Source organism: Bradyrhizobium sp. USDA 3262 (genome assembly GCF_054060035.1).
In genome coordinates this window covers 8,675,388-8,702,003 of sequence record NZ_JBSSCT010000001.1, presented here as the reverse complement: position 1 = coordinate 8,702,003, position 26,616 = coordinate 8,675,388, and the positions used below count along the sequence as shown (strand labels likewise).

Below are 26,616 nucleotides of genomic sequence, written 5' to 3'. Positions count from 1 at the left end.
AGCGCTGTAATCCTGCGCATGAAGAACGATTATCCCACCAAGATCACGTTCGGCGAAATGCGCGAAACCGGCGCAACGCGGATCATCGTCTTCAGCAAGGACTACAGGTGCTCGCACAACGTCCAAATGGATGCCTCGCGGTGGCCTGATCAGGTGCGCATTTCCGATGTCGAGGCGCGGTTCGTCTGCACGGTTTGCGGCAAGCGCGGCTCGAACATTCGGTCGGCTGACGAGCCGCCAAGGATGGGAACAAGGCGCTAGTTTCCCATCGAACGCATAGCGTTATCGGTCATTTGCTTCCGATAGGCTGCGCGTGCGCTGAAACGGGCGCCAATGATCAAAGCGATCGGAATTCCGACCAGTACGAGAAAAGTCACGGTGCCGATCGTTGTCATCGTCTAGCTCCCGGTGATCCCCTTCGGGAACTCTGAATCAACTAGGAGTCGAGCGCAAGGGGCTAATTACCTACCGGTGCTCCCGTTCGGTCCGGGCTTTTTGCGGTGGAGAACACGGACGGGCGTCACCCTTGCCGCCGCAGAAGCCTTTGAGGACGCCATGGATCGGCTGCGAATGATTTTCGCTCGCTTGATCACAATGCGCCCCACGACTATCGAGGGGATGCGGGCGACGGCCTCAGCGGTCCTCCATTTCGAATAGGACGGAAAACGTCGAGTTCACTGAAGGGGCCATCGAAGGCGCAGCCTTCGGCGTGCTTGTCGCCGGCCTGCTCGACAAGCCGCTTCCGGATCGTCTGCCCGACTGGGCCGCGGCCTGGATCTGAATCAACGAAAATTGGCCCGCCGGCCGTGGACCGGCGTCGGGCCCAGTCTCGACATCAAGTGCCCGTGAAATGTGAGGCCGTTCACACTCGATCATCGCGAGTTGGCATAACGCAAGGATGGGTGGCGACTCGGTGTCGGAGAATCGTGATGCCGTTTTTGAGCAGCCAAAGCTTGCCGTCAGCAGCCGCCGCTTCAGTGCTCAGTATTCTCGTCGTGGGAGTGGTCGCCTTTTCGGCTGTTAGTTATGTGGAGTGGTCATCGGGCGCTAATCTGATCCATTTTATGGGCCGGACTGCCCCGGATGCCTCAACGCCGGTTCTACCGCTCAAGGGACGAACAGGTTGCGAGCAGGGCAATAAGCCGCTGCCGGCGCTTTCTCTACCGCTCGAATGACGCCGACCTAAAGCGACAGCGCCATCTCCCAAGCCCTGTAGGGGCTCTTACGGCCTGCTGGCAACGTGCGTCGGCGAAGTTGTGCCTGGCTCGGGCGCCCCCATGGTTGTCCATACGGCAATGCCGATGGCCAGCGCGAATAGCACGGCCTTTGTAGCAATCTTGTCGCCAGTCATATCGAGACGCCTCTCACGCATTAGCCTGGTAAACCTCAAAAATTACGCCGCCGGTCCCGAAATGGTTTGTCCCGGCGGCGCCCCGTCATTCCCAGCGCTAGGGCCCTGAAATTCCCCGCATCATCTGCTTAGCAGGCACGCGGAGTAACGGCTGTTGCCTAACTCACACAAGGTCCAAAAGAGGAGCCGACGCTCAGGGCCGGCGCGCCAGCTCCTCCGAAACGTGACCGTGCTTCCCCCAACGGTCCCGTCCCTCGGATAAGCCCGCGCGGATCTGCTTGCTGATTTGCTAACGACTCACCTGCATCCGCCGAGAATTATTTCGCAGGTCACCGGAGAGATGGCAGGACTCGAACCTGCAACCATGAGCGGCTGAATATCGATCTGCTTCGTTGATTTTGTTTCGTTTTCGTTCGATCTCGATCGCGCGGTTCGCTGATGTCGTTACTGGCGCAGTCAGCGAACCCGGAGCAGGCGCCTTCGTGCGGCGGCCTCCACAAGATGAGGGTTGAGTGTGGCCAATGATGGGCTCCAGCACGTCCCGCATCGCGCTGCAACAGCAATCGCGCTGGCACGAAAAATGCTGAGGCGCCCCCCGCGACGGCGAGCACAAGGTTCGCTGGGCAGACGGAGGAGACCATGAGAGCCCAAGTATTGAAAGCGTATGACGAGAAGCTGTCCAACGACCGTTGGGTCATCGAAGAAAACGTACCTGATCCCAAACTGACGAAATCGACCGACGTCATCGTCCGCATCGGTGGCGCGGGCGTATGCAGGACCGACCTCCACATCATCGAAGGTGTCTGGAAGCCGCACATGGATCCGTCCGGCGACAAGCTCCTCCCCATCATCATGGGTCACGAAAATGCAGGTTGGGTCGAGGAGGTCGGCAAGGAGGTCGAGGGACTGAAAAAGGGAGATCCCGTCATCGTTCATCCGAAGATCACTGGAGGGACGTGTCTCGCCTGTCGGCGCGGCTTCGACATGCATGGTCCCGGCACATTTCCGGGTCTGGATTGCAACGGCGGTTATGCAGAATTCCTATGCACCTCGGAACGGAATATCGTGCCGCTGCCACGGACGCTGGCGCCCAAGGAGGTGGCGCCTTACGCGGATGCTGGCCTCACAGCTTATCGCGCGGTCAAGAAAGCCACGCGTCACCTTTTGCCAGGTGAGTTCTGCGTCGTGATCGGTGCAGGTGGATTGGGTCACATCGCAATCCAGTGCCTCAAAGCAATGTGCGCCGCCGATATTATTGTGGTCGATAAGTCCGAAGCTTCGCTGAAGCTGGCTGAAAAGTCGGGCGCCGATCACCTGGTAGCGGCCGACGGCAACGAGGTGGCTGCCGTTCTGGCTCTGACCGCCGGAAACGGCGCGGAGGCGGTGATCGATTTCGTCGGAGAAAAGGGCACGACATCCAAGGGGCTGGCGATGACCCGTTCGATGGGCAGCTACTACGTTGTTGGCTACGGCGAGGATATCCGCATCCCGACCGTCGACATGGTGATTACAGAGAAGAACATTATCGGCAATCTCGTCGGCACATGGGCCGAGCTGACGGAATTGATGGCGCTCGCAGACCGCGGTCTGGTTGAGTTAGCAACCGCTGAGTATCGTCTCGCGGATGCAAACAAGGCCTTGCATGATCTCAATGCCGGGAAGATTCATGGACGTGCAGTTCTAATTCCGTGAACCCCAACCTGGTCCACCGCGAGCATTTGCTCGTGGTGGATTTCATGCGCCTGTAAGTCTGGCATTGCGAATGAATTCGCTTTCGATTGCGCTCGCCGGAGATGACTTTGAAGAAGCCTTATCGAAGCGCTTTCTTGAGATCAGCGGGAAGCAGCCAGTCGATCCAAATTCACTCCAAGCATCCCGGATATACTGCCCATGTTGCATTGCAAACGCCGGGCCCGGGGAATCCCAACTACAGGTCGCAGAGAGTCTCAATTTGCATCTTTGTCGCAATTTGCGTCCCGGACGCTCTCAAGTCGAGGGACACGGTATCCAGGATCGCCGGTGATCACTTCGCTCAGGAAACGACGGTCGGAAGAATTCGACGGTCTGGCACGGCCGTTGCACGAACCATGCGCAGGCACCAGCGAAGCGCATTGACCGGTTTAGAGAAATGCTGGAGCCGGCTGCAAGACGCTTCGTTGGTTCCTGGTCGGCTGAATTGGGGTGGGCGATTGCCAGTGAGATCGTTTCTTCGCATTGAAAGGCGCCACATGAGGTTCATTCTGGTGAATGGCGTGACGCTGCGCCCGAGGACCCTATGTATGCTTTGTTGTGAACCAATCGGCGCGAGCTATCTCAAGGAATTCAGCACCGGGCTGTCGTTCTGCGGTCATGACTGCTACGCGCTTTACTGCGACCGCTGGGTCTCCGGGGTAGCGCAGACAAAGCGCTCAACCGTTGCGGAGACCTCCCGCTAGTTCGCGCGTGCGCGTGGGGGAAGCGGTCCGGCGCAGTGCTTCGGGCTAAAGACCCGGTAGTCCCGAAAGGTCGCTGTATCCAACCTGCGGTCGCTACCGATTCAGACGAAGCAGTACCATTATCCAAGCGCGCTTCTCTTTTGCGCTGCGAACATTGCTGCGCACACCAATGCCTTTGCGCGGTCGAGATTCTCATTCTGCAATTTCCTCTGCAATTCTCGTCGCAATCTGCATCTCCTTCAACCGCAAGCCGGGCGAATGTGACGCCTCCGTCCACGCCATACCGGCATCGGTACCTCAGAAAGCGGGCTGGCAAGCTCCTCGGACGCGCTGGCACGCCCATTGCAAAGCTGCTGATCACAACAACGCTGACTGCTCCGTCTGGGGTGAGCCGCGACAAGAACGAGGGAAGGGGACGCTTAGCTGAGGGCGCATCATGGGTGGGATGAGGCATTGCGATCGAAGGACCGTGGTTCGGAAGATCGCTCCTGATCATCGTTGCGGTGCACCACAGTCGTTCCCGAGACCCTTGCCGATATCAAACGTCCGGCCGTGCAAATGGCCGCGAGGTGGCCCGTAACGCACGGGTAAGCACTGCTCGGGCCGCGAAGGTCCAGGGCAGGCGGAATATCGATGTGGTTTCTGACCCGATCAGGAGGAAAGACGAGATGTCTGGAACTTTAACACTCAACAAGATCACCGCCCAGCGCGGCATATCCGTCGGTGATGCTGCAAAGAAGATTGCAGATCTCGGATGGAATCCTTCCTACGTCCAGGAAGCAATGACCTTTCCCACGGACTACAAGATCGCGAAAGCGCCGAAGGATCCGATGAAGCAGGTCCTCCGCTCCTACTTCCCGATGCAGGAGGAGAAGGACAACCGCGTCTACGGTGCGCTCGATGCCGCGCTGCGCGGCGACATGTTCCGCAACGTCGAGCCGCGTTGGGTCGAGTGGATGAAGCTGTTCCTGGCGATCATCCCGTTCCCGGAAATCTCCGCCGCCCGGTCCATGGCCATGGTCGGCCGCCTCGCTCCGGGTGAAGATCTTCGCACTGGCTTCACGATGCAGATGGTCGACGAGTTCCGTCACTCGACGATCCAGATGAATCTCAAGAAGTGGTACATGGAGAACTACATCGATCCGGCCGGCTTCGACATCACGGAGGAGGCGTTCGGCAAGTGCTACGCCACCACGATCGGCCGGCAGTTCGGTGAGGGCTTCATCACCGGCGACGCGATCACCTCGGCGAACGTCTACCTGACCGTGGTTGCCGAAACCGCGTTCACCAACACGTTGTTCGTCGCCATGCCGTCGGAGGCTGCCCGCAACGGCGACTATGCGCTACCGACGGTCTTCCTGTCGGTTCAGTCGGATGAGAGCCGCCACATCGGCAACGGCCACTCGATGCTGATGTCGATGCTGAAGGAGCCGGAGAACCATCTGCTGCTCGAGCGCGACATGCGATATGCGTTCTGGCAGAACCACGCCATCGTCGACGCGGCGATCGGCACCTTCATCGAGTACGGCACCACGAACCGCGACAAGACCAAGGAGTCCTACGCGGAGATGTGGCACCGCTGGATCTTCGAGGATTATTATCGCACCTATATGCTGCCGCTCGAGAAGTACGGCATCAAGATCCATCATGACGACGTTCAGACTGCCTGGAAGCGGCTGACCGAGAAGCACTACGTCCACAAGGTCGCGCAGTTCTTCGCGGTCGGCTGGTCCGCGAACTTCTGGCGTATCGAGGCCCAGACCGACAAGGACTTCGAGTGGTTCGAGCACAAGTATCCGGGCTGGTATGCCCAGTTCGGCGACTTCTGGAAGTGGTACGAGAAGCTGTCGCATCGCGGCCAGACCAACATTCTCTTCAACAGCGACGTCGGCTACGTCTATCCGCACCGCTGCTGGTCGTGCCTGGTGCCCTGCCTGATCCGCGAGGACATGGTCACAGGTGAGATCGACGGCAAGCTCTACACGTTCGCCCATGAGCTCGATCGCTGGACGGCCGTCGAAGCCTTCGCCGGCGAATACCAGGGGCGTCCGACCCCGGCGATGGGGCGGTTCAGCGGCCGTCGCGAATGGGAAAGCGTCTACCACAATGTCGATATCGCCGACGCGATCAAGGATCTCGGCTTCGTGCGCACAGACGGCAAGACCCTGGTCGCTCAGCCGCACCTGCGCTTCGACGAGAAGGAAATGTGGACGCTCGACGATGTCCGCGGCCACATCCTGAAGAGCCCGCTTCTCACGCTGCGGGAGATGAGCCCGGCCGACCGGGAGACGCATCTCGCCGAGTATCGCAAGGGATTCACCATCAATCCCTGCAACTAACCGAGACGGAAGGAGCCGGCTCCGGCCGGCTCCTTCCCGATCACTCTCCGGAAGATACGCAAGCCTTGGTTTGAGGAGGCCCTATGGGCACGCCCGCTAATGTCGTTCGCCTGCAACCGGTAGGCATAGAATTCGAGGTCGAGGAGAACGAAACCGTTCTTGACGCCGCGTTCCGCCAGGGCATTGCACTGCCGCATGGTTGCAAGGAGGGGCAGTGCTCGGCGTGCAAATGCGTCCTGACCGGAGGCGAAGTCGAACTCAAGAAATACTCGACGTTCGCCCTCAACGAGATGGAGCGAGGCCAGGATTACATCCTGCTGTGCCGGACCTTGGCCTATTCGGATCTCGAGGTGGAGCTCCTCAACTATGACGAGGAGGTGCTGTCGAAATCGATCCCGGTCAGGGACTTCACGGGCACAGTCACGAGCGTCTCCGCGCTGACCCATGACATCCGGCTCCTCGAGATATCGCTCGAGCAACCTCTGAAGTTCTGGGCGGGTCAATATGTCGACATCACGCTCCCGGGGGCAGAGACGATTACGCGCTCGTTTTCCATGGCAAATTCGCCGGTCGAGGGCGAAAAGCTCGCATTCATCATCAAAAAGTACCCGAACGGACGCTTCTCTTCCCGGCTCGACGGAGACCTCGCCGTCGGAACCGCGGTCGGACTCCGCGGACCCTACGGGACCTGCTTCCGGCGAGAAAACAGAACCGGAGCCATAGTACTGGTCGGCGGCGGATCGGGGATGTCGCCGCTGTGGTCGATCCTGCATGATCACATCGAGTCCGGCGAAGCACGCCCGGTGCACTTCTTCTATGGAGCTCGGACGCGCAACGATCTCTTCTATCTCGATCACTTCGCAGAGCTCGCCGCCAAGCATCCGGAGTTCAACTTCGTCCCGGTGCTCTCCCATGCGGCCGATGATACGGCCTGGGGTGGAGCAAAGGGCTTCGTGCACGAAGCCGTCGGAGCGTACCTTCGCGACGCGGGATATGGCGAAGACGTCGACGTCTATGCCTGTGGACCGTCACCGATGATCGAGGCGCTGGTGCCGGTGCTGCAGATGAACGACGTCGAGTCGGATCGCATCTTCTTCGACAAGTTCACACCAGCCAACAACTGAGGTTTTTCGAACAGCGACCGTGCCTTTTATAGAGCCCACCAAGGGAGGAGGAAGACGACCATGACTGCCGTTCAAAGTGTTCCAGCGAAATCCGGTGCAGCAGGCGCTGCGGTATTTCCGGATTCGGACAGCCGCAAGTACCGGTATTTCGAGCCCCGCAGCAAGCGGGCGACACACTATGAGGACGTGACCGTAGACGTTCAGCCCGATCCGGAACGCTATTTGCTACAGGACTGGATCATCTCCTTCCCCAACGGGAAGGGAGCCTACACCAAGGACAACACCGCCGCGCTGAGCTCGAATTGGCATGCCTTCCGTGCGCCCGACCAGGAGTGGGAGCGCACCCACTACCAACGCCAGTCCAAGATCGAGACGATGGTCCAGTCGGTGATCGCCAACGGCCGCAAGTCCGGCGCGCCGAAGGGCTTCGACAAGGCCTGGGTCAAGATCCTGCAAAACCACCTCGGCGCGTGGAAACATGCCGAATTCGGGCTTGGCACGTCGCTAATGCAGGCGCAGCGCTACGGCTACACCCAGATGATCAACAACGCGACCCTGACGAACTCGTCCTACAAGCTTCGTCTGGCCCAGGACATCACGCTCTATCTCGCCGAGATCGGAATGGACATTCCGGGCTTCGACGACGCCGCGGGCAAGCGGGTGTGGCTGGAGGACAAGGGCTGGCAGGGTACCCGCGAATCGATCGAATCGATCATGGGGTCGGCCGACTATCTTGAGCAGTACTTCGCCACCAACATCGTGTTCGAGCCGCTGGTCGGCGAGCTGTTCCGCAGCGGTTTCCTGATGCAGGTCGGCTCGCCGAACGGCGACTTCATCACGCCGGCGGTTATTTCGGCGGCCGAGGCCGACTATGAGCGCAATCTCGCGAACACAATCGACCTGATGCACCTGCTGGTGACGGACAATCAGCATGCCGCGCACAACAAGAAGCTGTTCCAGGGCTGGGTGAACAAGCACGTGGCGCTCGCCGGCAAGGCGGCCGCCGGACTGCAGCCGATCTGGTCGCAGCCGCATTCGAAGCCGGTGCAGTACGCCGACGTCCGCGCGCAGTCGGTTGAACGCATCAAGAAGATTCTCGGCGAGCTCGGTCTCGTCCTTCCCAAGGAGTAAATTGCGATGTCCGTTGCTTCCAGAAGTGCGACCAACCAGAACATCTTCCAGAAGATGGGAGATCTCCGTTTTGAACAGACGATTTCCCATCAGTGCGGCGTCACCATGAACGACAGCGTCGAGGCGCGCGCCATCGCCGAATTCATGGGCAAGAAGCCGAACGTGACCGTGACTTACCAGCCGGCCCTGATCCGCATCGACGGCGAGGGCAAGCTGATCTTCAAGATGGATGAGATCAGCGACATCCTCGGAAAGGACATGACGGCCGAGATATTCGAAGTGAATACCTCGACCCACTACGGCCGGATGGTGCGCATCGACGACAATACCGTGACGCTGTTCGGAAACATGGATGAGGTCTTCGAATACATCGAGTGAAGCTCCCTCACTGGGGGCCGCACCTTCCTGGTGTGGCCCCACCGTTTCTAGAGTGTTCGCGCCGCGACGGCGCGTGGATCGATCGGACAGAGCTTATCAAGAAATCCTGGAGACCATCATGTTCATAACTCCCACGGGCGAGGAAGTCTTCGTCATCGACGGTCATACCCACTTCTGGGACGGCAGTCCGGCGAACCAGCTCAACATCCACGGCAAGCAGTTTATTGATTGCTTCTATGCCTACCACACCTCGCTCAGTCCAAAGGACAAGGTCTGGCCCAAGGACCAGTTCGAGAAATACACCGCAGAGCAGATGTACCGCGATTTGTTCGTCGACGGTCCGGACGACATGGCCATCGTGCAGTCGACCTACCTCACGGAATTCTACAAGAACGGCTTCAACACCATCGACCGCAACGCCGAGATGGCGAAGAAGTACAAGGACCGCTTCATCGTCAACGGCGCCTTCGATCCGCGCGATGGCGAGCGGGCACTGGACTACATTCACTACATGAAGGAAACGTTCGGCATCAAGGGCGTCAAGCTCTACACCGCCGAATGGAAGGGCGAGTCGCGGGGCTGGAAGCTCACCGATCCGAACGCATATCGTTGCTTCGAGCTCTGCCAGAAGCTCGGCATCACCAACATCCACGTCCACAAGGGGCCGACCATTATCCCACTGGACAAGGATGCGTTCGATGTTCACGACGTCGATCACGCTGCGACCGATTTCCAGGGCCTGAATTTCATCATCGAGCATTGCGGTCTGCCCAGACTTGACGATTTCTGCTGGATCGCCGTGCAGGAGACCAACGTCTATGGCGGTCTTGCAGTAGCGCTTCCGTTCATTCACGGACGTCCCCGGTATTTTGCGGAAGTGATCAGCGAATTGCTGTTCTGGGTCGGCGAGGATAAGATTCTGTTCGGCAGCGACTACGCGATCTGGACGCCCCGCTGGCTGGTCGAGAAGTTCTGGAACTTCGAGCTGCCCGAGGATCTGAAGCAAGAGCACGGTGTCGATCTGACGCCGCAGGCAAAGAAGAAGATTCTCGGTCTCAACGCTGCGCGGCTTTACGGCGTGGATGTCGAGGCGCAGAAGGCAAAGCTTGCGAAGGGTGCCTACGCCACCGCGGCGGCAGGATGACATCACATGAACGCACCGCTCCTGAAGCAAGACCGCAGGACCAGCGAGGTGTGGCAGCGCCTCGCGTTGGTGACAGACCCTGAACTCGACGAGTCGGTGACCGATCTTGGATTCGTCGAGCATGTCACCGTCGATGACGATGGCGATGTCGATATCGTCTTTCGGTTGCCGACTTACTGGTGTTCAGCGAACTTCGCGTTCCTCATGGCCGACGACATGCGCCGGGCAGTGTCGTCGCTGCCGTGGGTTCGCGAGGCGCGGCCGCAGCTTCGGGACCATATGGTCGCGGAGGAGATCAACCGTGGCGTCCGCGAAGGCAGGTCATTTGCTGACGCACTCAAGGAGTTTGCGCCGGGAGGCTCGCTTAACGAATTGCGGGATAAATTCCGTCGCAAGGCGTTCGAGCGGCGCCAGGAGATCATGATCCTGGCGCTGCGGGGGCTAGGTTATGAAGATCCGGAGATCTGCCGGATGAGTTTGCGTGCCTTTGACGAGGTCGAGTTCACTTCGCCGGACGTCGCGCGTCAGAAGCCCCGCTACCGCGAGCTTCTGATTGAAACAGGCGTTGCTTGCCTTCCTGAGGATCGCGCGTTTGTCACCTACGAGGGGGCCCCGATCAAGCGGCACGAACTGACGTCCTATCTGCAGCGGTTGCGCGGAGTGCGCATCAATATGGAGTTCAATAGCTCATTTTGCAGAGGCCTGCTTGCTGTCCGCTATCGCGACGACGGCAACACTGTACGAACGCCGTCACCGTGCGGAGGCTGCGGCAGTTGTGCCGTTCCATCCGGCGGCCTGTGACCGGAGACGCCAGAATTGCGCCGGCGTGGGGCCGCGTTTAGCGGTGCCTGCGAGCGCCAAGAACCGGAGCGGTCAGCAAGTCCGCCCAACCAGACGACACGATGCGACCGCTAGGGAGTGGAACCGATGCCGAAAGTATTACTACATCATATCGAAGCCCGCCGTGCTCTTGCGCGCGGAGTCCAGAAGCTTGCGGCGGCGGTCGAATCGACCCTCGGTCCCAAGGGCATGAACGCGATGGTCGACAGGCCGATCGGCACACCCATCGTCTCTCGCGATGGCGTCACCATTGCGTCTGAAATCGAGCTGCCCGATCGCTTCGAGAACATGGGTGCGCAGGTGGTGCGCGAGGTCTCGATGCAGACCAACGAAGTCGCCGGCGACGGGACGACTACCGCCATGGTGCTTGCAAATGGTCTCATCCAGGGAGGCGTTGCGGCACTGGAGCGGGGCGCCAAGGCCGTCGATCTCTGCAAAGGGATCGATCGGGCCGTCGAGGTTGTCGTCGAGGCCCTGAAGAGCTCGGCAATTGCCGTATCGGATCGCAAGACGCTCGAGGCGGTGGCAACGATCGCATCGACCGACGCTCATCTGGGCAGTTTGATTGCGGAGGCGGTCCAGCGCGTCGGCAAGGACGGCATCATCAGTTCCGATTACGGGCTGACGACCAGCACGACGCTCGAAGTCGTCGAAGGCATGTCGTTCGATCGCGGCTATATCTCCCACCACATGGTGACGGATGTCGAAAAGATGGAGGTGGTGCTCGATCAGCCCTACATTCTCCTGACCGACCTGAAAATCAAGACGCCGGCCGAGCTGGCGGCGGTGCGTGCGACGGTCGCCACGACCGGGCGGCCGCTTGTCATCGTCGCCGAGGAGATTGCGCCGGAAGTGGTCGTGACGCTGCTCGGCGATGACAACCGTGGCAGGATCCTGGTGGTCAATCCGCCTGACTATGGTCACTGGCGCAAGGCGATGATGGACGATCTCGCCATCATCACCGGGGGACGGGTTATCGCACGCGAGCTTGGCGGCAAGCTCGAAGAGACAAGTCTTGCAGATCTCGGCACCGCGCGGCATGTGCGAGCCAGCGCCCGAGAAACGGTAATCATCCGCGGCGGCGGTGACGATGCGGCGATCGCCGCGCGGCGCCAGCAGGTGGCCAAGCAGCACGACCTGGCACCGCCGAACATCGAGCAGGACAAGCTGAAGGAGCGGCTGGCGAAGTTGTCGGGCGGGACCGCTGTGATCCTTGCAGGCGGCGTCACTCCCGTGGAGCAGAAGCGGACGATCCAGTTGATCGACGATGCGCTCAGCGCCGCGCGGGCCGCGGCCGAGGAGGGCATCGTGCCCGGTGGCGGCACGGCGCTGGCGCAGTGCGCACCGGTGGTCGCGCGCACGCTCGGCAACATCAATGGCGACCTCGGTGAGGGCATCAAGCTGGTGCGCGAAACCCTGTCGCGTCCCGCCGCCTTCATTGCCAGGAATGCAGGCCATGATGCGGAGAAGGTCGTGGCCGATCTGCAGGGTTCCCGGGCGGGTGTCGGGTTCGATGCCGCCAACGGTGTATTCATCGACATGGTGTCGGCCGGCATCGTCGATCCCGTTCGGGTGACCTATACCGCGCTTCGAAACGCCGCTTCCGTCGCCACGCTGGTGCTGACCACCAACACCCTGATTGCCGATGTTCCGGAATACATCGATCCGACACAGGGGCCGGCACTGGGCGGCGGGGCGGAGAAGCTTGGACGCGCATGAGGCATGTGTACGCGGTCCGCGTTCCGCCGCGCCGTCTCAGGAGACGACGTGCGCCGCGACCAGCGCGACTAAGGCCTCGATATCGAATTCTTCACCAGGAAGGGGGAGTTATGCATAAGTATGTTGCGGAATTTATCGGCACGTTCGCGCTGGTATTCTTTGGCTGCGCGACCGTGATCTTCATGCGGGCCGAGGTCGGCTTGCTGGGCGTGGCGTTCGCATTCGGCCTCTCCGTGGTCGCAATGGCCTATTCGATCGGACATATCTCCGGCGCTCATCTCAATCCGGCCGTCAGCCTCGGGATGCTCGTCGCCGGCCGGATGTCGCCGCGGGATTTCTCCGGCTATATCGTCGCGCAGTTCATCGGGGGGATCGCGGCTGCAGCCGTGCTGTTCCTCATCGCGGAAGGTAAAGTCGGCGGCTACGACGTCGCGGCGAACGGCTTTGGCCAGAATGGCTGGGGACAATACGGCGTTCTCTCCGCGTTCGTGTTCGAAGCGTCGGCAACCTTCTTGTTTCTGACGGTGATCCTTGGTGCAACGCAAAACGGAGCGGCATCCGCCTATGCCGGGTTGGTGATCGGCCTCACGTTGGTTGCGATCCACCTCGCCGGCATCGCCGTATCGGGCTCATCGGTCAATCCGGCGCGTTCGCTGGGGCCGGCATTGTTTGCGGGTTCCGATGCGCTGTCACAGGTGTGGCTCTATTTTGTGGCGCCTTGCCTGGGGGCCGCGCTGTCCGGTTACGTCTTCAAGGCGGGGGTTACGCGCCAGGTGGTGGCGACGGCGTGACGTTCGCGATCGAATGATTGATAGCACCGTGACAACGATTTGGAACGGGTTACAATCTTGAATGCTCCGGCATGAACGGAAGGAGGCGGTGTAACAAGCCTCCACGATCATCCCATCAGCCGGGCGGGAGGAAAAAGGGACATGGTCTACATCATCTCCAAGCGTGACGGTCCGCACCGGGAAGAGGTGGCGGCCAAGGACTTCCTTCAGAAGAACCGCACGACGATCAACGCGCTCGCCAATCATCTGACACTCGGGCGTTGGCAGCAGTTGCGCAATCCGACGCCCCCTTCGCAGCCCCAACCATCGGGCAAGCTCTGGTCCACGCCTCCGGCTCGCCCGAAAGAGGTCGAGCCCTATGTGCGGATCAGCCATAATGGTCGCGTCGTCATCGCCGATCTCGCGTCAGGACGGCAGCTCGATTTTGTCGGTGAACTGCGCGGCAAAGGCCAATCGCGATACTTCGCTTTGGCGATACGCGAGAATGGGATCTTCGAGCCGCTGGATGACGAATTGTACAAGGTCCTGGCCGACCTCGAGGGAGTGAGTGTGCCCGACGAGGCGTCGGAAGCCAACCTGGAACAGATCATCTCGGGCCGCCTCGGCCTGGACGCGATCTCCAGAAGCGTCGAATGATCTCCGTGAGCGAGGCCTGCGGGGATCCTGATGGGATCCGGCTCAGTTCGTGTTTGCCGATCGGGTTGCTGTTTGCCAACGTACGTATGGTGCTCCAATGCTGACGGAAACGCTCATGGCCAAGCCGCCGTTTTCCCTGCAAGGCTACAAGGCTCCGGATGCGGAGCAGGGGCGGCCATACGATGAGCGGGAAACCAACAAGGCATGGGAAAACTTCCTGACCTTCGGGGACCTGAGGCGCGAGAACGCTCCGGTACGAAGCATTATCGAGCAATCGTGGCAGCGCAGCGCTACATCCGGGGTCGATGCTCGTGGCAAGGGCAGCAATATCCTCGCCTCGCCGGACGATCTCTATGAGCTGCGTCTGAAGAACGATGACCTGCTTGGTTCGAGCGCCGAGACTTTCCGCCGCATTGCCGAGGTGCTTGGTGACGCGGCCACGATGGTGGTCATCACCGACAGGAACGGCGTCGTACTTGAGGTCGGGGGCGATCGGCGGACAATCGATGCTGGACATGATATTCGCCTCGAAGCAGGCGCGGCATGGGGCGAAGCGGTCACCGGGACCAATGGCATCGGCACGGCGCTTGTCACAGGAAAGCCGGTTCATGTCCATGCGGCTGAGCATTTCTCGGAGGGCATCAAGGCATGGACCTGTGTCGGTAGTCCCATTCGTAGCCCGATAGACGGTAGCATCATCGGCATCGTCGATTTTTCCGGACCCCAGGCAATCTTTCACCGGCACAACGTGGCCTTGGCGGTGGTCGCGGCCCATCACATCGAACTGGCGCTCTCGGAAAAGATCCGCATCGAGCGAATGCGGCTGCTTGAGGCGAGCATTTCCCGGATGCCGGGGATGAGCAGTGCTGACGGAGTCGTTATTCTCGACCGGTTCGGCAGGGTCGTTCACCACAACGACATGGCGTCCGTTCGCTTCCGACGGATTGCGCAGTCGCAAGACCTGAGCATCGGCAGCCAGCTTCTCCCAAGCGACGAGGGCTTTCTGGCGAGAGACCTTGCCAATGGACTGCCCGAAGAACTGCGCGAGCAGCGGATCGAGCCGTTGGTGGTCGACGGCGTGGTGAAGGGCGCGATGCTCGTGCTTGCGGCGAAGCCGCGCGTGAGTATTGCCCGATCCCAAATGTCGCCAGCAGCCCGCGCCGCCCTTGTATCGGCCAAGGAAGCGATTGTTGGATGCAGTGACGCATTGTTGCAAACGATCGAGAAGATTGAGCGGGCGGCACTTGGACGGACGGCAGTCCTGCTCGAGGGCGAGACCGGCGTCGGCAAGGAACTGTTCGCCCGTCTGGTTCATGCCGCCAGCCAGAATACGGGCAAGGAGCCTTTTGTTGCCTTCAATTGCGGTGCGGTGTCCAAGGAGCTTCTCGGCGGCGAATTATTCGGGCATGCGCCGGGCGCGTACACCGGTGCTACGCGTGAGGGAAGGCCTGGACGGTTTGAGTTTGCCAATGGCGGCGTGCTCAGCCTTGACGAGATCGGCGAGATGCCGATGGACCTGCAGCCTTACCTGCTCCGTGTGCTAGAAGAGCGCGCGGTGTACAGGCTTGGTGACAGCAAGGCGAGACCTGTGGACGTCCGGCTCGTAGCGTCGACCAATCGGAATCTGAAGCAGGAGGTGGCTGAGGGACGTTTTCGCAAGGACCTGTACTTCCGGATCGGCGTCGTCAAGTTCACCATCCCGCCACTTCGCGAGCGCTTGGGCGACGTCGAGATTCTGGTCGATCATTTCAACAGGCAATTCGCGGAGACCTATAGCACCCAACCGCTACGTTTCGAGGCAGCGACCATGGAGTTGCTGCGGCGCTATAACTGGCCGGGGAACGTTCGCGAGCTGCGCAATCTGGTCGAGAACCTCGTGCTGATGACGATTACCGGCATCGTCGCTCCGAGGGACTTGCCCGAGGATTTCGTGGAAGTGGTGCCGGCCCAGTCCTCCTCGGCGCCCTCGCAGGTGGACCATAGCTCGACGGGATCGGAAGGCGACGAAATCGCGCGTTTCGACGAAGTGGAACGCCGCGCCATCGAGCGGGCCGTCGCGAATGCTGGCGGTAACATTGCCGCCGCTGCCGAGAAGCTGGGGCTTTCGCGCGCGACGCTGTATCGCAAATTGCACCAATACCGTTCCCGGACCTGAGGGCGAGGCATGGCGGCAGTCTGGGATGAACAGAACGGCGGAGAGGGGCCTGCCAGCGCGGCGGCGCTGGCGTCGCAGATCCTTGCGCGCGCGGACCGCGACGTCACCTTCGTGGTGCAGCTGCTCGGCGAAAGCCAGGATCTGCTGGTTCGACATTTCATCGTGTTCATCGAGGTCGAACTCGCAAAGCGCGGCATCAGGTACGGCGCGCATCCGTTATTGCGTCCCTTCATCGAAGCCCATGCACGCGAGCTTTCGGAATTCGTTTTGAAGGGAATCGGCTTGCGGCATCGGTTCGGCCTTCAGGCCGTCGAGACGATGGCGGGCGATCCAGCGCGGTTGCTGAGGGTCGATCTGTGGGATTCGCTGCAATCTCACATCAATGACGCGCAGCAACACTTTGTATCTGGTGTCGGAGGCCTGCAGCGGATCCTGTCTCAGATCGAGGCGGACGCATGAGTAACGCTCCTTCGACCCTGATCGAAGTGCTGAAGGAGCGATTGGTCGTCGTTCAGGAGATATCGGCCGCTCAATCGCGCAACCTTCTCAACCTTCAACTTGGCGGTGGGGCCGAGTTTGAGATTCAGGAGATTGAGCGCGAGATTGCCGCGGCAGGCGTCTCGGATACGCTCGCCAAGGCGCTCGAGGAGGCGCGAACACGCCTGGAAAACGTGACTGCCGGAATGGCAGCAAGCGACGCTCAATGCGCCGCACTGGAGCGACGCCTTGAAGATATTGACAAGCGGATTGCCGCCGGCAGGTGAGACGTTCGATGGACACGATGGAAGCAGAGACTGCCACGCTTTATGATTTGCTCGGGCGGCACTGGATGGTCGGGACGCCGGTCACCAGCACGGCCTTCGCGGGCGACGGAGTCGCCTTTGCGCTTGCCGATGGCGCTCTGGCGATCGCTCCCTTGACCGATATCGAGCCGCCGCAGGATCGCTGTCGCATCGCGCTGGACGGGGGCCGGGCCACAATCTCGCCACGGCGGAAGCCTGTGCCTCCGTTGATGAAGGTCATTGCAAGTGATGCTCCGCTTCATCTCGCCTTGATCGGGACGTCAGGTTTTGTTGCTAGTGATCACAGCCGGTTGCTTAGCGTGTCGACATCCGGCGTCACGCGCCTGATTGCGGACCATGGGTCCCCAATCGATCTGGTCGCTCCGGTGCAGGCCGGGGGCATTTTGGCCGCTTCCGGCGGATCGGTCATATTTTACAATTCCAGTGACGATGTCGGCTGGCTCCAGGAGCGCGCTGGCGGGAATGCATCGGCATTGGCGGTGTCAGGGGATCGTCGGCGCTTTGCGATCGGAGTCGACAATTGTCTGCTCGTTCGCGCCTTCGGGGCACGACCAGAGCCGGCGGCTTCATTCGAGCTCGGACCAATCTCCAATCTGGCATGGAGCCCGGACGGATGCTGGTTGGCCGTGTCCGTCGTGGGGACAGGCGTCGTTCTGGTCCGCCTTGCCGATGCTCGGATCGTTCGGGTTTCCAGTTATCCCGGGAGCACATCATCTCTGTCGTGGAGCGCGGATTCGCGCATTCTTGTTACGAGCGGGGCCTATCGGATCATCGCATGGGACATTTCCAGCCTCAGCGACGACAGCGAACGGCCGGCCAGCCTTACGACAGGCCGTGCCAGACCCGTACTCGTGGAGACGGTGGATATGCACCCGGAGGGTCGGCTGATCGCAGCAGGTTACGGCGACGGCATGGTGGTTGTCGCCAGGATCGGGGAAGCCGACGAACTGGTCGTCAAGCCACCTGGGCGGGGTGCGATCCACGCACTGCGGTGGTCGCCCGATGGCCAGCATCTTGCATTTGGCACAGACAACGGGGAGGCGGCGATCGTCACGTTTCCCTCTCACATCTTCAAATAGCTGGCCCGGTGGTCACCAGGAGGGAAACCATGACATCTACTCGATCGCTCAATGAAGCCGATAGCAAGGATCAGTACTTCAAGGAGCTGGCGGAACTTTCCGAACGGATGATCGCCGCGCACGGAAAGGAGTTCTCGATGGGCGCTCTGGTGCTGGCCGCAAGGTTCATCGCCGAAAACAAGCCTTTCGAGCGAAGTGCGGCAACGACAAGCTGAGCGTGCGATGTCTGTATTACGGGCGTCCCGTTAGGGCTGGACAAGAACCTCAGCTTTGTGTCTGGAGCGCGTGCATAGCTCATTTGGCGCACCCTACACGATCCGAACTAGCCACCTTTGCCTTCGGGAGCAACGCTAAGCCGTTGCCTCGCATAGCAATTTGAGATGGTTGCAGGCCCCCGCAACCAAAATCCGGACCGATCGGTTCCGATAAAATGGCCCGCATTTCGCGGGCCATTTTTGTTTTGGAGGACAATCGGGCCTCGTGTCGTCGACTGATTGGGCGCAGATCGCGGCGTTTCCACAACGCGGGGCCGCTCCCTAGACGATGAAATGGAATTCGTGCCACGCACTCCAGCTGATGCCATCGCTGGCGCGAACCCAGAGGTCGTCAGGTACGGTGCCGCCCTGGAATGTCGTGCTGGCAATTTGAGCCGCGCTGACGTTGATGGCGGTGCCGGTGGGCTGCGCAGTCCCGCCAATGCTCCAGTGGCCGCTGCTTGCCGACGGCGTCGAATCCCAGAATTGGTACTGTGCCATACTGTCGCCGTCGGCATCCGTGACTGAAAACAGGCTCAATGCGGCCACGCTCTGATTGGCCGTCGCGTGGAAGTCGGACGCCGTCACGACGGGAGCGCTGTCAACCGGTGCGGTGACGTGAAATTCCTTCCACGCCCCCCAGGCAAAGCCGTCGTAAGCCCTCACCCAGAGATCGTCCGAACCCGAGCCGCTTTGAAAGCTTGTGCTCGAGAGCTGAGCTGCCGTGACATTGATGGCAGCATTGGTGCCTTGGGCGACTCCCCCGACCACCCAGTGCCCGCTGCTCGCATCCACCGTCGAATCCCACACCTGATAATTCGTGATGGTGTCGGCATCCGCGTCGGAGACCGAGAACAGCGTGGAGGCCGCGATATCCTGGCCGTGGCTCGCCGAATAGTCGGCGGCCGAGACAATCGGAAGGTTGTCGGCCGGGGCATTGACGTGAAACTCCTTCCAGTTGCTCCATGTCATGCCATCAAAGGCTCGCACCCAGAGGTCGTCAGAACCCGATCCGCTCTGGAACGATGTACTGGCCAGTTGCGCCGCGCTCACATCGATGTTCTGGCCGGTGGGCTGTATGACGCCGCCCACGACAAAATGCCCGCTGGCAGGATCGGCGGTCGAGTCCCAGAACTGATAGTTGGTCATCGCATCGCTGTCGCCGTCGCTGACCGTGAACAGGCTTGCCGCCGCGATATCCCGGCCATGGGTGGCGGTCATATCCGACGCGCTGGCCACAGGAGCATGGTCGATCGGCGCGTTGACGTGAAACTCCTTCCAATTGCTCCATGTGATGCCATCAAAGGCCCGCACCCAGAGGTCGTCAGAACCCGAGCCGCTCTGGAATGATGTACTGGCCAGTTGTGCCGCGCTCACATCGATGTTCTGCCCGGTGGGCTGTATGACGCCGCCCACGACAAAATGCCCGCTGGCAGGATCGGCGGTCGAGTCCCAGAACTGATAGTTGGTGATGGTATCGCTGTCGGCGTCGCTGACCGTGAACAGGCTTGTCGCCGCGATAGTCTGGCCATGGGTGGCGGTCACGTCCGACGCGCTCGCCACAGGTGCATGGTCGATCGGCGCGTTGACGTGGAACTCTTTCCAGGCTCCCCATGTCGTACCGTCATTGGCTCGCACCCAGAGATCATCCGAGCCGGAGCCGGTCTGGAACGAGGTGTTGGTGAATTGAGCGGGCGTCACATTGATGGCTATGTTGGAAGCCTGCGCTACTCCGCCGATCACCCAATGGCCGCTGGCGGGATCGGTCGTTGAATCCCAAACCTGATAGCCGACGATCGCATCTGAATCGGCGTCGGTTACACTGAAGAGATTCGATGCGGCGATGTTCTGGTTGTGTGTGGCCGACACGTCGGTTGCGATGACCACCGGCGGATGGTTCGGGTACGGAACTGCCATGAACGGGACCCATGCCCCCCACTGAATCCCATCGTAAGCCCTGACCCAGAGCTGGTCGGAGGCGGAGCCGAATTGGTAGCTCGTCTGGGCAAACTGCGCGGGAGTGAGGTCGATCTCCGTATTGGTGGCCTGTACGACACCGTTCACGACCCATGCGCCGTTGCCGTTGCTGTCCCAAAGCGCGTATCGGGTGATCGTATCGAGATCGGGGTCGGTGGCTGTAATCAGACTCGAGGCCGCGACCGACGTTTGTCCGTGTACTGCTGCGACGTTTAATGCGTGAACAACCGGAGCGAGATCCGGACCTGGCGTGGCGTTGAAACGAACCCACGCGCCCCAAAGATATCCATCATATGCCCGGACCCAGAGCGTGTCTGAGGCTGTGCCGAACATATAACTCACTTGCGAGATGCTGGCGGCCGAGACGTCGATTTCGGCATTGGTGGCTTGCGCGACACCATTGATGGCCCAATGCCCGTGGCCCTCGGTGTCCCACAACGCATACTGGGTGATCCCGTCGCCATCCGCGTCGCTGGCCGAGAACAGTCCCGATCCAGCCACCGAGAGCTGCCCGTGCGTGCCGGTCACGTTGGTGGCCGTGACCGTTGGGGCGCGATCGGCCGGAGAAATCACGAAGGATTTCCAGTCGCTCCACAAATAGCCGTCGAAAGCTCTGATCCACAGCGTGTCCGAGCCGGGTCCGGCCTGGTAATTCGTTTGAGCCAGCTGCGAAGCACTGATGTCGATCTCGGTGTTGGTGCCCTGGACTGTTCCGTTCACCGTCCAGTGACCGTAGCCGTTGCTGTCCCACAGGGCATATTGGGTGATGCTATCGCCCGCGGCCATGTTCACCGAGAACAGTGACGAGGCCGTAAAAACCTGATTTCGAGCCGCGGTCTGATCGGCAGCCGTTACGATGGGTGTCGTCCGGATGCTGTATCCGAGGTCCTTCAGAACTCCGATGTCCAGGTTGGAGATCGCGTACTGGTAATTGCCGTAGAAAACGATCCCGTTCATCAGGTCCAGCGTGAGAGGATCCTGAACGGTCGAGGGGCTGGCGTAGAGATCGGATTGCTGGTTGCCGAAGTGGTAGTAGTTCTGGGTGGTGCTGTTCGTGGTCAAGGGCACCGGGCCGCCGTAAGCGGCCTCGGCATTGGCACCGACAAAGTAAGCGCCGTATGCGGTCTTTTGAATCAGGGTGTCGAACGTCGATTCGTAGGCGCCGGCCAGCTGGCCGCTCTGATTGTACCAGCCCACCATGCCGAAGCCATGCATGAGCTCGTGGAGAAAAACGTCGATCGGATTGATCACGTTTCCAGGGACCTGACTGGAGTAGGTCAGGCCGTAATCCAGGTCGATGTACTGGAAGTAGCCCGGGTCGATGTTGATGGTGATGTCGCTGGTCGTACCGGGGACATGCTGTCCGGTGGTCAGCTCGTACTGGCTGGATGGCTCATACACGGCGAGCCCGCTGCTTGTGCCGATGTAGTAGCTGGAGGTAGGCCCGCCATCGGCACGGCCGACGGCGGTCGGCAGGATGTTGAGTGACACAACCAGAGTGCCAATGCCCAGGATATATTGCTGCCAAATGTTGAGGGCCTGCTCAAGATCGTAAACGAGAGAGGCGTCAGCGGATCCGCCGACGTTCGACGGATCGTTCAATGTTACTGAATAATTCCAGGGCATCTCGGTCGGACTCGCAATCTATGGTAGCACGGGCATAATAGGTAGACATTCAACTGACTGCCGCGGTGTAGTCAACAGACGTCAAGGGGGCCGGCGCCGACGCGGCATCCGTGCCGCTCTCCGTAAGACTACGGACCTCGGTCCGATTTCGAATGACTCCGCGAAGGGTTCCTCGATCGGCATGATCGAGTTCGCGAATCCGGCGCCGCCGTTCATAACGCCAATTGCATCTCGCCGGAGAGCCATAGTACTCTGGCTGTCATATTCATCTGCTGCTCTTTGGTTCGCTGCGAACAGTCAGTTTGCACTGACGGCGAGGTTGTAGGGGCAGGGGCAGGGCGCGCTTACGGCAATCTCGGCTCATTCGACTGCAGTCAATTTCAGCTACTCAACAGATTAATCGCGAAATGATTGAAACGCGGAGCGGCAGCACAGCAGACAGCGGGATAGTTGCACTCGTGATGTTGCTGCGTTTTCACGGTATCCCGGCCGATGTCGACCAGATTCGTCATCAATTCGGGAATGGCTCGTTCGGAACGCCGGAGATGCTGCGCTACGCGCGCTCGACCGGCGTCAAGGCCCGCGAGGTGAGCAGCAACTGGTTGAGGCTGGAGAAGGTCCCGCTTCCTGCCATTGCCCTGTTGCGCGACGGCGGCCATCTGATCCTTGCCAAGGTGGGCGCAGACAAGATCCTCGTTCAGTCACCCCTGTCAGAGCGCCCGGAGTTGATCACGAGGGCCGACCTGGAGGCGGTGTGGGCCGGCCGGCTGATCCTGGTGAGCCGCCGGGCGGGATTGGTCAACCTTGCCCGTCGCTTTGATTTGTCGTGGTTTCTGGGAGCCATTCATAAATATCGCTACCATTTCCTGGAGGTGTTGATCGCCTCCTTTTTCTTGCAGCTGTTTGCGCTCGTGTCGCCGCTGTTCTTCCAGGTGGTGATCGACAAGGTCCTCGTTAATCACACGCTCAGTACGCTCGATGTGCTCGCGGTGGGTTTGATAGGCATTGCGGTTTTTGAGACGGCCCTCGGCATATTGCGGACATACCTGTTCTCTCACGTGACGAACAGGATCGACGTTGAGCTGGGAGCCCGCCTGTTCCGGCACCTCATCGGGCTTCCGATCGCCTACTTTCAGGCGCGCCGGGTTGGCGACTCGGTTGCGCGGGTCCGCGAGCTCGAGAACATTCGCAACTTCCTGACCGGATCCGCCCTGACGGTGGTGATCGATCTGTTCTTCACTGCAGTTTTCATCGCGGTGATGTTCGTCTACTCGCCGATCCTGACCTGGATCGTCCTTGGATCCTTCCCGCTCTATGTCGGTATCTCGGCCGGCGCGACGCCGCTGTTCCGTCAGCGGCTGGACACCAAATTCGAGCGCGGCGCCGAAAACCAGGCCTTTCTTGTCGAGAGCGTGACGGGTGTCGAGACGATCAAGGCTATGGCGCTCGAACCGCAGATGCAGCGCCGTTGGGAGGAGCAGCTTGCCGAGTACGTTGCCGCGAGCTTCCGCGTGCTCAGCCTGGCGAATGTTGCGAGCCAATCGGTTCAGTTCGTGAGCAAGCTCGTCACCGCGGTGATCCTTTACGCCGGGGCCAAGCTGGTGATCGACGGTAGCCTCACGGTGGGCGAGCTGATCGCCTTCAACATGTTCTCCTCGCGCGTCAGCGCTCCGGTTCTGAGGCTGGCTCAGCTCTGGCAGGACTTCCATCAGGCCAGGCTCTCGGTCGCGCGGCTGGGCGATATCCTGAACACGCCGGCGGAGCAGACGTTCAATCCCGGTCGCGCGGTGCCGCCTCCCATCAAGGGCCAGGTCACACTCGAGCACGTGTCCTTCCGATATCGTGTGGATGGGCCGGAAGTGCTGCACGACATCAACATCAACATTCCCGCCGGCCAGGTCGTCGGCATCGTCGGTCCGTCCGGTTCAGGCAAGAGCACCTTTACGAAGCTGGTGCAGCGCCTTTACGTCCCGGAAAAGGGCAGGGTTCTTGTCGATGGGGTCGATCTTGCGATGGTCGATCCGGCGTGGTTGCGTCGCCAGGTCGGCGTCGTGCTGCAAGAGAACGTGCTGTTCAATCGCAGCGTACGGGAAAACATTGCGCTCGCCGACCCGGCCGCGCCGATGCAGCAGGTGATCGCGGCGGCCCAGCTTGCGGGAGCTCATGAGTTCATTCTGGAGCTGCCGGAAGGCTACGACACCGTCGTAGGCGAGCGCGGCAACAGCCTGTCGGGGGGGCAGCGGCAGCGTATCGCGATCGCGCGGGCCCTTATCACTGACCCGCGCATCCTGATCTTCGACGAAGCGACCAGCTCGCTGGACTATGAAAGCGAAAGGGTCATTCAGGACAATATGAACCGGATCGTGAAGGGGCGAACGGTCTTTGTCATTGCGCACCGTCTGTCCGCGGTCAGGCGCACCGATCGAATCATCACCATCGATCGCGGGCGGCTCGTCGAACAGGGATCCCACGAGGAGCTGCTCAGCACAGGCGGAAGATACGCGTCACTGTACCGGTTGCAGGCGGGGATCCATGAAGTCGGCTCGTGAAGCGCTCCCGGCCGGGGGTAAATCGAGGGACGAACTGGCTTTCCTGCCGGCAGCCCTCGAAATCGTCGAGACGCCGCCATCTCCGACGGCCAGACTTACCGGCGTCTTGATTGCGGCATTGTTCTGTTGCGCGGTCGCGTGGGCCGGTCTCGGCAAGATCGACATCGTTGCCTCTGCGTCGGGAAAGATCGTGCCGGGCGATCGTGTCAAGCTGGTTCAGCCGCTCGAAATCGGCGTGGTCCGGGCCATTCACGTTCGCGACGGCCAGACCGTCAAAGCGGGCGAGGTTCTGATCGAGCTGGATCCGACGAGCAATCAGGCGGAGCTTCAGCACCTGAAAAACGATCTTCTCTCGTCATTGCTGGACATTTCGCGCACGCGCTCCGCACTCGACGGAAACACCACTGCGCTTGACGGGGCGCCGGACGACACGCCGCCCGCCTTGATTAAAATGCACCTGGAGTTCTTGCGGAGCCAGGATTCGGAGCAGCGCGCCAAGCTGTCGGAACTGGATCGGCAACGGGTCCAGAAGGTCGCGGAGACCAGGACAATCGAGGCTGGCATCGCGAAGATTGATGCTTTGCTTCCGGTGCTGCAGGAGCGGGTCGGGGTTCGCAAGTACTTGGCCGACAGGGAGTACGGTTCAAAGCTGCAATATTTGTCGGAGCTCCAGGAGCTCGTTGGGCTGCAGCAGGACATCCTGGTGCAGCGGAGCAAGCTCGAGGAGGCCAATGCAGCCGTGGCGGCTCTCGATGAGACGCGCGCCAAGCTTGTCTCGGAATACCGCCACCGCTTGTACGATGATCTGGCCAAGGCGACGCAGAAGGCCGGCAGCCTCAAGGATGAGGTGGCCAAGGCCGAGCACCGGACAAACCTTCAGAAGCTTGCGGCGCCCATCGATGGCGTGGTGCAGCAATTGGCTGTGCATACGGTCGGCGGGGTCGTAACTCCCGCCCAGACGCTCGCGGTGGTGGTGCCGAGCGATAGCCAGATTGAAATCGAAGCGATGGTTTCGAACCGCGACATCGGCTTTGTGCACCCGGGGCAGGACGCCGAGATCAAGGTCGATACTTTCAACTTCACGCGTTACGGCCTGCTGCACGGCAGGATCGTCAGCGTCTCGCGCGATTCTGTCTCCCGGGACAGGTCGCGGGACTCTGCCCGCGAGACGAATGGCGGAGGGACGGAAGAAGGCAGCGAGCCAAAGGGCCAGGCGCCGGCGTATATCGCGCATGTCTCGATTGACCGGACCAAGATGATCATCGACGACAAGGAGATCAGTCTTTCGCCAGGGATGGCCGTCACCGTCCAAATCCGGACGGGCGCCCGCAGCGTCATGAGCTATTTGCTGTCGCCGATCATGCGCTACCGGCAGGATGCTCTCCGAGAGCGGTGAAAGCCGGCAGGTCGCCCCGTCATGACGGGGTCCGGGATTCCACGTGGCTCAAGCTTGGATCGGATTCGTGTATCGCAAGGCAGTTTTGCCCGGCGTCGTACGTCCGATATCCAAGGCCGTTCAGCCTGCGAACGAGCTCAGCCTTGTCGGTCTTGATGAATTCGGCGTGGATGACGGGGCGATGCTGTTGGATCGTTGCGCCGGCCCCTTCCAGCACCTTCAACTCCATCCCTTCGACGTCGATCTTGATCAGATCGCAGCGGCTCAGCTTCAGGGAGTCCAGGGTGACCATCGCCGTTTCGGTGCCGGTGGTCTCGGAGTAATCGATCGTCTGGCCGATTTGCTCCGTACCCGGGCGTCGCGTCACCTCCAGGCTCCCGAAGCTGGCAGGCTCCTGGTGGCTTAAGGTCGGCACCCGGGTTTTCCCGGTTTCCGACGAAATAACTGCGTGTATGGCTCTCGCATTAAAGCAGTTGTTGATCGCGATGTTGCCGGCAAGCGCATAATAGACCCGCTCCTGCGCTTCGATGGCGAGGACCGAGCCCCAGCCGTCCATATGCTTGGACCATTCGATGGTGTGAACGCCGATGTTTGCCCCGCAGTCGATCGCGACGACGCCATCGCCCCGATAGGTTCTTCGCAGTGCAAGAAGGCCCTTCGTCAACTCGATTTCGGTGGCGTCGAACGCACCGTGCTCGAGGATTTGGATCCCGACTCCAAAGGTGTGCTCGCCCGCCGTGTGGTAGTCCAGCCGGTTTACGATCAGCGGGCCGTGCGCTGACGCTGCGATGACGAATGGGACCTTACTGGGGTTGCGGCTCATCGTTTGTGTTTCTTTGTGTCTGCGTTGTGGAAGCGGCCGGGAGAGGTGCTCGCTAAGGTTTTCGTC

The 26,616-nt window shown here is 60.7% G+C and carries 22 protein-coding genes; 19 read left to right on the top strand and 3 right to left on the bottom strand.

Annotated elements, in window-relative coordinates; genetic code table 11:
- The first annotated feature begins 18 nt into the window (after window positions 1–18).
- Complete coding sequence (locus ACVWYP_RS41175; RefSeq protein ID WP_304497259.1) at window positions 19–261, top strand: hypothetical protein; 243 nt, start codon at window positions 19–21, stop codon at window positions 259–261.
- On the opposite strand, the gene ACVWYP_RS41170 is transcribed toward ACVWYP_RS41175, so the two are convergent.
- A complete protein-coding gene (locus tag ACVWYP_RS41170) occupies window positions 258–395 on the bottom strand; it encodes a hypothetical protein (protein WP_304497258.1) in 138 nt (45 codons plus the stop codon). The genes ACVWYP_RS41175 and ACVWYP_RS41170 overlap by 4 nt on opposite strands.
- Window positions 396–929: 534 nt before the next feature.
- On the opposite strand from ACVWYP_RS41170, the gene ACVWYP_RS41165 reads away from it, so the two are divergent.
- From ACVWYP_RS41165 to ACVWYP_RS41090, 16 genes are all read left to right on the top strand, one after another.
- Window positions 930–1,175, top strand: coding sequence for a hypothetical protein (locus ACVWYP_RS41165; RefSeq protein WP_155258917.1), 246 nt, complete (start codon window positions 930–932; stop codon window positions 1,173–1,175).
- Window positions 1,176–1,990: 815 nt separating this feature from the next.
- Window positions 1,991–3,043 carry an NAD(P)-dependent alcohol dehydrogenase gene (locus tag ACVWYP_RS41160; protein WP_028345445.1) on the top strand — a complete coding sequence of 351 codons (1,053 nt, stop codon included), beginning with the start codon at window positions 1,991–1,993 and terminating at the stop codon, window positions 3,041–3,043.
- Window positions 3,044–4,454: 1,411 nt separating this feature from the next.
- Complete coding sequence (locus tag ACVWYP_RS41155) at window positions 4,455–6,125, top strand: aromatic/alkene/methane monooxygenase hydroxylase/oxygenase subunit alpha (protein ID WP_304497257.1); 1,671 nt, start codon at window positions 4,455–4,457, stop codon at window positions 6,123–6,125.
- Window positions 6,126–6,208: 83 nt separating this feature from the next.
- On the top strand, window positions 6,209–7,249 hold the full coding sequence (locus ACVWYP_RS41150) for a 2Fe-2S iron-sulfur cluster-binding protein (RefSeq protein WP_304497256.1): 1,041 nt from the start codon (window positions 6,209–6,211) through the stop codon (window positions 7,247–7,249).
- Window positions 7,250–7,309: 60 nt separating this feature from the next.
- Complete coding sequence (locus ACVWYP_RS41145) at window positions 7,310–8,380, top strand: aromatic/alkene monooxygenase hydroxylase subunit beta (RefSeq protein ID WP_304497255.1); 1,071 nt, start codon at window positions 7,310–7,312, stop codon at window positions 8,378–8,380.
- Between the two features lie 6 nt (window positions 8,381–8,386).
- Window positions 8,387–8,758 (top strand): MmoB/DmpM family protein, encoded by a 372-nt coding sequence (locus ACVWYP_RS41140; protein WP_028345441.1) that lies wholly within the window; start codon window positions 8,387–8,389, stop codon window positions 8,756–8,758.
- 118 nt (window positions 8,759–8,876) lie between these two features.
- The gene (locus ACVWYP_RS41135) at window positions 8,877–9,902 is read left to right on the top strand and encodes an amidohydrolase family protein (protein WP_304497254.1); all 1,026 of its coding nucleotides are present in this window, start codon (window positions 8,877–8,879) and stop codon (window positions 9,900–9,902) included.
- 6 nt (window positions 9,903–9,908) lie between these two features.
- On the top strand, window positions 9,909–10,703 hold the full coding sequence (locus ACVWYP_RS41130) for an iron-sulfur cluster assembly protein (protein WP_304497253.1): 795 nt from the start codon (window positions 9,909–9,911) through the stop codon (window positions 10,701–10,703).
- Between the two features lie 126 nt (window positions 10,704–10,829).
- Window positions 10,830–12,461, top strand: a complete 1,632-nt coding sequence (groEL, locus tag ACVWYP_RS41125; RefSeq protein WP_304500405.1) for a molecular chaperone GroEL — start codon at window positions 10,830–10,832, stop codon at window positions 12,459–12,461.
- Between the two features lie 110 nt (window positions 12,462–12,571).
- On the top strand, window positions 12,572–13,252 hold the full coding sequence (locus ACVWYP_RS41120; protein WP_028345437.1) for an MIP family channel protein: 681 nt from the start codon (window positions 12,572–12,574) through the stop codon (window positions 13,250–13,252).
- Between the two features lie 141 nt (window positions 13,253–13,393).
- Window positions 13,394–13,888 (top strand): hypothetical protein, encoded by a 495-nt coding sequence (locus tag ACVWYP_RS41115; protein WP_304497252.1) that lies wholly within the window; start codon window positions 13,394–13,396, stop codon window positions 13,886–13,888.
- A 115-nt stretch (window positions 13,889–14,003) separates the two neighbouring features.
- Window positions 14,004–16,043 carry a sigma-54-dependent Fis family transcriptional regulator gene (locus ACVWYP_RS41110; protein ID WP_304497251.1) on the top strand — a complete coding sequence of 680 codons (2,040 nt, stop codon included), beginning with the start codon at window positions 14,004–14,006 and terminating at the stop codon, window positions 16,041–16,043.
- A 111-nt stretch (window positions 16,044–16,154) separates the two neighbouring features.
- The gene (locus ACVWYP_RS41105; protein ID WP_304497250.1) at window positions 16,155–16,502 is read left to right on the top strand and encodes a hypothetical protein; all 348 of its coding nucleotides are present in this window, start codon (window positions 16,155–16,157) and stop codon (window positions 16,500–16,502) included.
- Window positions 16,499–16,807 (top strand): hypothetical protein, encoded by a 309-nt coding sequence (locus ACVWYP_RS41100; protein ID WP_304497249.1) that lies wholly within the window; start codon window positions 16,499–16,501, stop codon window positions 16,805–16,807. The genes ACVWYP_RS41105 and ACVWYP_RS41100 overlap by 4 nt, the downstream gene beginning before the upstream one ends.
- A gap of 8 nt (window positions 16,808–16,815) precedes the next feature.
- Window positions 16,816–17,925: a WD40 repeat domain-containing protein gene (locus tag ACVWYP_RS41095; protein ID WP_304497248.1), complete on the top strand. Its 1,110-nt coding sequence runs from the start codon at window positions 16,816–16,818 to the stop codon at window positions 17,923–17,925.
- 29 nt (window positions 17,926–17,954) lie between these two features.
- Window positions 17,955–18,140 carry a hypothetical protein gene (locus ACVWYP_RS41090; RefSeq protein WP_028345431.1) on the top strand — a complete coding sequence of 62 codons (186 nt, stop codon included), beginning with the start codon at window positions 17,955–17,957 and terminating at the stop codon, window positions 18,138–18,140.
- Window positions 18,141–18,461: 321 nt separating this feature from the next.
- On the opposite strand, the gene ACVWYP_RS41085 is transcribed toward ACVWYP_RS41090, so the two are convergent.
- Window positions 18,462–21,782: a hypothetical protein gene (locus ACVWYP_RS41085; protein WP_456684292.1), complete on the bottom strand. Its 3,321-nt coding sequence runs from the start codon at window positions 21,780–21,782 to the stop codon at window positions 18,462–18,464.
- Window positions 21,783–22,189: 407 nt separating this feature from the next.
- Here ACVWYP_RS41085 and ACVWYP_RS41080 point away from each other — a divergent pair, with 407 nt between their 5' ends.
- Both ACVWYP_RS41080 and ACVWYP_RS41075 read left to right on the top strand, forming a co-directional pair.
- A complete protein-coding gene (locus ACVWYP_RS41080) occupies window positions 22,190–24,331 on the top strand; it encodes a type I secretion system permease/ATPase (protein WP_304497246.1) in 2,142 nt (713 codons plus the stop codon).
- Window positions 24,315–25,727 (top strand): HlyD family type I secretion periplasmic adaptor subunit, encoded by a 1,413-nt coding sequence (locus tag ACVWYP_RS41075; RefSeq protein WP_304497245.1) that lies wholly within the window; start codon window positions 24,315–24,317, stop codon window positions 25,725–25,727. The genes ACVWYP_RS41080 and ACVWYP_RS41075 overlap by 17 nt, the downstream gene beginning before the upstream one ends.
- 19 nt (window positions 25,728–25,746) lie before the next feature.
- On the opposite strand, the gene ACVWYP_RS41070 is transcribed toward ACVWYP_RS41075, so the two are convergent.
- The gene (locus ACVWYP_RS41070; RefSeq protein ID WP_028345427.1) at window positions 25,747–26,550 is read right to left on the bottom strand and encodes an FkbM family methyltransferase; all 804 of its coding nucleotides are present in this window, start codon (window positions 26,548–26,550) and stop codon (window positions 25,747–25,749) included.
- Window positions 26,551–26,616 lie beyond the last annotated feature (66 nt).